Consider the following 5,469-nt stretch of genomic DNA (forward strand, 5'->3'; position numbering starts at 1 on the left):
GCAGCGGCGAGCCCGGCTGGAGCGGACCCTGCGGGCGCTTGTGGCGGGCGCGGGGTAAGGGGCCGACGGTGGCGACCGGCTCGCGGGCCGGCTCGTCGGGCTGTGCGGTCTCCGTGCCGCGCTGCACGAACATCGCGGGCCGCGGGCCGCCCGACGCGACGGGCAGCGAGGGGGCCAGCGCCCGGCGCCTGCGCCACTGCTCGCGCAGCGCCAGGATCCAGGCCTCCGCCCGCCCGATCAGCGGCTCGCACCAGGGCAGGGCCAGCAGGATCAGCAGCCCGGCCGCCCAGCCGAGCAGCACGTCGCTGAGCCAGTGCGTACCGAGGTACACGGTGGTCAGACCGACGCCGAGGGAGACGACGGCCGACAGTGCCGACAGATAGCGCCGGGCCCTCGGGGTGGTGGCCAGATAGGCCAGGATTCCCCAGGTCACGACCGCGTTGGCGGTGTGTCCGGAAGGAAATATATCGCCGCCGGCGAAGAGCTCGGCGGAGCCGATCTGCGTCGCGTAGTGGGGGCCGAGCCGGCCCAGTCCGATCTTGACCGCGCCCACGGTGACGTTCAGCAGCAGCAGGGCCGCGCCGAGCGCCAGCAGGGGGCGAAGGGTGTGCTGGCGCCAGGAGCGCCAGCCCAGCCACGCCGCGACCATGACGGCCGTCGGACCGCGCTGGCCGAGCACCACGAAGTAGTCGAGAAAGGCGTGCTGTTCGGGCCATTGCTCGTAGGGCCGGAAGAGCATGAGCTTCCAGTCGAGGGCCACGAGCGAGGTCGATGCCAGCACGGCGACGACGATGGCCAGATAGAACGCCGACGTCCCGCCGAAGAGGGCGAGACGCGTGCGGCTCATCCGCGGGATCTCTATCTTCGGCGGTTCCGGCTCCCGGTCCAGCCGGGCAAAGAAGTCGGTACGCACCCAATCGACGTTACAGCGAGTGAGTGTGTGGTCTGGTCGATCCACTCTCTTCGTGATGCCTATGTGATGTGGAGTTTGTCTCAGGTCCTGTTTCATTCACGGCCCGTCAGGAAAAACCGGTGAGCCTGTTCCCTATTTATCGGACGGTCTTCACGGAGGGTTTATTTGTGCCGTACGTGAATGCTTCACCGGGCGTCCGCGTGGAATTTCCGTGGCGTTCGGGGCCTACCAAGATCCAATACCGCCCCGTCGGCGAGTGGCGTACGCCACACTCGGCCGCCCGACGTGGTGAGACATCGACCACGCGCACCGCGCACGAACTCGCGTACGCTGACGACTCACTCGCCCGTCGATGCCGGGCTGCCAGCAGGGACGTCCCCGAACCACCGTCCCGGCAGGCCCGCCGAGCGCGAGGGACTCACTGGGAGGTACGTACATGTCCGTGACGCCCACGGCCGGCGCACGCCTGCGCTCCGTCGGCGGCGGCACCAACCGCTGGGTCGTCCTTTTTGTCCTCTGTGTCAGTCTGGTGCTCGTCGCCCTCGACGCGACGGTCCTGCACGTTGCCGTCCCCGCCGTCACGGAGGACCTGCGGCCCAGCGGCGTCGAGCTGCTGTGGATCGTGGACGCCTACCCCCTCGTCTGCGCCGCGCTGCTGATCCTTTTCGGCACGCTCGGCGACCGGATCGGCAGACGCCGGGTGCTGCTGATCGGCTACGGCATCTTCGGCCTGGCGTCCGCCACCGCCGCTTTCGCCCCCAGCCCCGAGGTGCTGATCGGCGCCCGCGCCCTGCTCGGCGTCGGCGGCGCGATGATCATGCCGGCGACGCTGTCGATCCTGCGGGCCGTCTTCCCCGACCGGCGCGAGCGGGCCACGGCGATTGGTATATGGACCGCCACCGCCGCCGTCGGCGCCGCCACCGGACCGGTTCTCGGCGGCTTCCTCGTCGAGAATTTCTGGTGGGGCTCCGTCTTCCTGATCAACATTCCGCTGATGGTGCTGATGCTTCTGGCCGGGCGTTGGCTGCTGCCCGAGTCCAGGGGCGGCGCGGACGGCCCCTGGGACGTGCTCGGTGCGCTCATGGCCGCGGCGGGCATGCTGGGTGTGGTCCTCGGCGTGAAGCGGCTCGGTGCGGGCGCCGGCCTGCTCGATGTCACAGCCGTGGGGCCCCTGCTCTTCGGCGGCGCGTTGCTCGCGCTGTTCGTGGGGCGGCAGAAGCGCCGAGAGCATCCCCTGATCGACATGGGGATGTTCGCCAGGGCCGCGTTCTCCACTTCTGTTGGATGCATCATCCTCGGCATGCTCGCGCTGGTCGGTCTCGAACTGATCGCCGTCCAGTACCTCCAGTTGATCCTCGGCCTCAGTCCGCTGGAGACCGGTCTGCGACTGCTGCCGCTCACGTTCGCGGCCATGGCCGCCGGCGCCACCGGCTCGTACAGCCTGAAGCGCCTGGGCCCGCGCCGGATGGTCGGCGGGGGATTCGTGCTCACCGCCGGGGCGGTGCTGCTGCTGACCGTGATGGGGCAGCACGACCGTCCGTGGCTGCTGACGGCCGCGTTCGTCCTGCTCGGCTTCGGGCTGCAGACCACGCTCTTCGGTGCGTACGAGTCGATGCTCAGCGAGGCCCCCGTCGAGCAGGCGGGCGGTGCCGCCGCGATCGGCGAGACCTCCTACCAGCTCGGCGCCGGGATGGGCATCGCCCTGCTCGGCAGCGTGATGAACGCCGCCTACGCGCCCGCGGTCGCCTCCGCGACCGGAGTCCCCGGCACCGCGAGCTCGGCCGCCTCGCACTCGCTCGGCGAGGCCTACCAGGTGGCCGACCGGCTCGGCGGCCACGCCGGTGAGGTGCTGCGCTCCACGGCACGCCACTCCTTCGTGCACGGTCTGCACATCACGCTGCTGGTCAGCGCGGCGTTGCTGCTCCTCGGCGCGTTGGCCGCGGTGCGGCTGCCGCGGAAGATGGAGTGCGCCACTGCCGAGAAGTGCCCGCAGCCCAGGCGGTCCGACGCGACGGCCCCGGCAGGCCACGACACCGACGGTACGGCGATCCGTGAGCCGGGTGCGGCGAGTGCGGTGGCCGGCGTTCCGGCGGGCCGCGGGCCGCACCTGCCGGAAGCGTCCGCGGCCGCTGAGGCGGCTGGTACCGGACGCGCGGCACACTGAGCCGGCGGGGTCTGGACGCGCGGCACACTGAGCCGTAACGTTTGACGAGGCCCTAACTAGCAGCGCTAGTTTTCGGGTCGTGTCCGTTCGTCCTCCTTCCGCGGCCTGGCGGCCGGGAGGGGGTGCCCAGTGTGAGAGTCGCCGGAGGTCACGTCATGTCCGCAACCTCGAAGCTTCCGCCCTTCGATCCCGGCGACCCGCTCGGCATCGACGACCTTCTGGAGCCCGAGGACCTCGCGATCCGCGACACCGTCCGCACCTGGGCCGCCGACCGCGTACTGCCCCACATCGCCGACTGGTACGAGCGTGGCGAGCTCCCCGGCATCCGCGACCTCGCCCGTGAACTCGGCTCCATCGGCGCCCTCGGCATGTCGCTCGACGGCTACGGCTGCGCAGGGGCCACCGCCGTCCAGTACGGACTGGCCTGCCTCGAGCTCGAGGCCGCCGACTCCGGCATCCGCTCCCTCGTCTCCGTGCAGGGTTCACTCGCCATGTACGCGATCCACCGCTTCGGCTCCGAGGAGCAGAAGCAGCGCTGGCTCCCCGGCATGGCGGCCGGCGAGATCATCGGCTGCTTCGGTCTGACCGAGCCCGACACCGGCTCCGACCCGGCCGCCATGCGCACCTACGCCAAGCGCGACGGCGACGACTGGGTGCTCACCGGCCGCAAGATGTGGATCACCAACGGCTCCGTGTCCGATGTCGCCGTCGTCTGGGCGCAGACCGAGGACGGCATCCGCGGCTTCGTCGTGCCCACCGACCGGCCCGGCTTCTCCGCTCCCGAGATCAAGCACAAGTGGTCCCTGCGCGCGAGCGTCACCAGCGAGCTCGTGATGGACGAGGTGCGGCTGCCCGCCGACGCGGTGCTCCCCGGCGTCACCGGCCTGCGCGGCCCGCTGAGCTGCCTGAGCCATGCGCGGTACGGAATCGTGTGGGGCTCGATGGGCGCCGCGCGCTCCAGCTTCGAGGCGGCGGTGTCGTACGCGAAGACACGTGAGCAGTTCGGCCGGCCGATCGGCGGATTCCAGCTCACACAGGCCAAGCTCGCGGACATGGCCGTCGAACTGCACAAGGGGATCCTGCTCGCCCACCACCTGGGCATGCGGATGGACGCGGGGAAGCTGCGGCCGGAGCAGGTCAGCTTCGGCAAGCTCAACAACGTGCGCGAGGCCATCGAGATCTGCCGCACGTCGCGCACCATCCTCGGCGCGAACGGGATCTCGCTCGAGTACCCGGTGATGCGGCATGCCACCAACCTCGAGTCGGTGCTCACCTACGAGGGCACCGTCGAGATGCACCAACTGGTGCTGGGCAAGGCGCTCACCGGCCTGGACGCCTTCCGGTAGCCCGGGGCGACCGGTCCGGGCGGGGCCGGCGCGCGCCCTGCTCAGCTCTGGTTGAAGAAACCGTCCTGCGAACGGCCCGCCGGGTCTCCGCTGACGATCTGGGTGTCCGCGGGGGTCAGCAGGAAGACTCGCGTCGCGACGCGCTCGATCGAACCGCGCAGCCCGAAGGCGAGGCCCGCGGCGAAGTCCACGACGCGCTTGGCGTCCCCGGGCTCCATCGACGTGAGGTTCACGATGACCGGGACGCCCGCGCGGAACAGCTCACCGATCCCGCGGGCGTCCCGGAAGCCGTCGGGAGAGACCGTGGCGATCCGGCGGCCCTCCTGCTCGGCGGACTCGGAGGCGACACGCACCCGGGGGTCGGTGACCCACGCGTCACCCGTGTCAGCACCCTCGGCGTACTCGTCGTCGTAGTAACGCCCGTCGTCCTCGACGAGTCCCAGCCAGGCGCTCGCCTTACGCACCGATCCCATGGACGCCTCCTTTCATCGCGGTCACTTGTGGTTCCGCATATCCCCTATCGTCGTCCATGATGCGGATCGGGCGCCAAGTGGATAGTCGCCGCGCAGGGGATTCGTGACGGTACTGGTGCAGAAGACGTGGCGATTCGTCAAGGTCCGGCCGCTGCAGGGGCCATGACGGGATCAAAATATAAAAGTCGGGCCGGACGGGTGACCTTGGGGACGTACGGGTGAACGGCCACTCGCTACGATGCCCACCGCACATCTCAGCGACGCACGGGGGGCAGTCGTGTTCGGAATCGTCAGGCCGTGCTCGCACCGGCTCACCGACGGGCTGAGAACCGAGTGGATGGCCCACCTCTGCGGACTGTGTCTGGCACTTCGATCCGACCACGGACAGTTCGCCCGGGTCGTCACCAACTACGACGGCCTGATCGTCTCGGTCCTGACGGAGGCTCAGGCCGAGCGGACCCCGGCACAGCGGCGCACGGCCGGGCCCTGCCCGCTGCCGAGCTCCTCCAGCCGGTCGCCGAGGTAGACATGGGCCTGGGCTAGGCCCTCACGGTTGCGCGGCTCCGACTGGTC

At 70.3% G+C, this 5,469-nt stretch carries 4 protein-coding genes and 1 pseudogene; 3 read left to right on the forward strand and 2 right to left on the reverse strand.

Annotated features, from left to right (window positions below; all coding sequences use genetic code 11):
* The coding region (locus ABZ070_RS34990) for a phosphatase PAP2 family protein (RefSeq protein WP_356639960.1) at window positions 1-913 on the reverse strand (913 nt) is incomplete at its 3' end.
* A gap of 436 nt (window positions 914-1,349) precedes the next feature.
* On the opposite strand from ABZ070_RS34990, the gene ABZ070_RS34995 reads away from it, so the two are divergent.
* Both ABZ070_RS34995 and ABZ070_RS35000 read left to right on the forward strand, forming a co-directional pair.
* Complete coding sequence (locus tag ABZ070_RS34995) at window positions 1,350-3,077, forward strand: MFS transporter (protein WP_356639962.1); 1,728 nt, start codon at window positions 1,350-1,352, stop codon at window positions 3,075-3,077.
* Window positions 3,078-3,232: 155 nt separating this feature from the next.
* Window positions 3,233-4,423, forward strand: coding sequence for an acyl-CoA dehydrogenase family protein (locus tag ABZ070_RS35000; protein ID WP_356639964.1), 1,191 nt, complete (start codon window positions 3,233-3,235; stop codon window positions 4,421-4,423).
* Between the two features lie 41 nt (window positions 4,424-4,464).
* Here the strand turns inward: ABZ070_RS35000 and ABZ070_RS35005 are convergent, their stop codons facing one another.
* Window positions 4,465-4,896 carry a cell division protein SepF gene (locus tag ABZ070_RS35005; protein WP_356639966.1) on the reverse strand — a complete coding sequence of 144 codons (432 nt, stop codon included), beginning with the start codon at window positions 4,894-4,896 and terminating at the stop codon, window positions 4,465-4,467.
* A 238-nt stretch (window positions 4,897-5,134) separates the two neighbouring features.
* Here ABZ070_RS35005 and ABZ070_RS35010 point away from each other — a divergent pair.
* Window positions 5,135-5,392: pseudogene (locus ABZ070_RS35010) on the forward strand (DUF5685 family protein); the annotation flags it as partial.
* Between the last annotated feature and the right edge of the window lie 77 nt (window positions 5,393-5,469).

The sequence above is a fragment of the Streptomyces sp. NPDC006283 genome, from assembly GCF_040613325.1.
Lineage (GTDB): Bacteria > Actinomycetota > Actinomycetes > Streptomycetales > Streptomycetaceae > Streptomyces.